Source organism: Schumannella soli, from assembly GCF_006517435.1.
Classification (GTDB): domain Bacteria; phylum Actinomycetota; class Actinomycetes; order Actinomycetales; family Microbacteriaceae; genus Schumannella; species Schumannella soli.
Genome location: NZ_VHQG01000011.1, coordinates 1 through 542, shown reverse-complemented (window position 1 = coordinate 542; position 542 = coordinate 1). Strand labels below are relative to the sequence as shown.

At 70.8% G+C, this 542-nt stretch carries 1 pseudogene; it reads right to left on the bottom strand.

Going from position 1 to position 542, the window contains the following annotated elements:
• A pseudogene (locus tag FJ657_RS16935) lies at positions 1 to 521 on the bottom strand (DUF222 domain-containing protein); the annotation flags it as partial.
• Positions 522 to 542: the final 21 nt, after the last annotated feature.

The window sequence follows — 542 nt, the reverse complement described above, 5'->3', positions numbered from 1 at the left end:
GCGAGGATCAGGTCCGCGAACAGGTCCGCGCGGATCTGATCAACCGTGCGACGATCTGCCGCCACCGCGGCAGGCACACCGCCGTTGCGGGTGCCGAAAGCCGCGCTGTCCGGGTGAGCTGCACCGCCCGGGCGCGCTGCGCCGTGCGAGACATCCGCGTCCTGCACCGCGTGCGCCATGCGGGTGAGGCGGTCGAGGATGCCGTCGCCGATGACCGTCGGCACCGTCGCGATGACGTCACACATCCCGTCCCGCCCGGGGACCAGGCGCACCGCGCGCTGGCGGGCGGCATCCTCGTGTCGTTCGGTGAACGACGGCTCGGTGAGCTTCTCAGCGAAGAGCTCCAGCCCAGCCCGGACCCGGTTCGGGGTGTCGTTCAAGCTGCGGTCGATCGCCTCCCGCTCGAACTCGAGCCGCCGATCCACCGGCACCACACGACCGGCGTCGACGATCACGGTGACGTGGGCGCGGGTGATGAACCCGTGCTCCCACGCCGACAACGCCGCCGGGTAGAACTCCACGATCTCCCGCGCTTCTCCGAT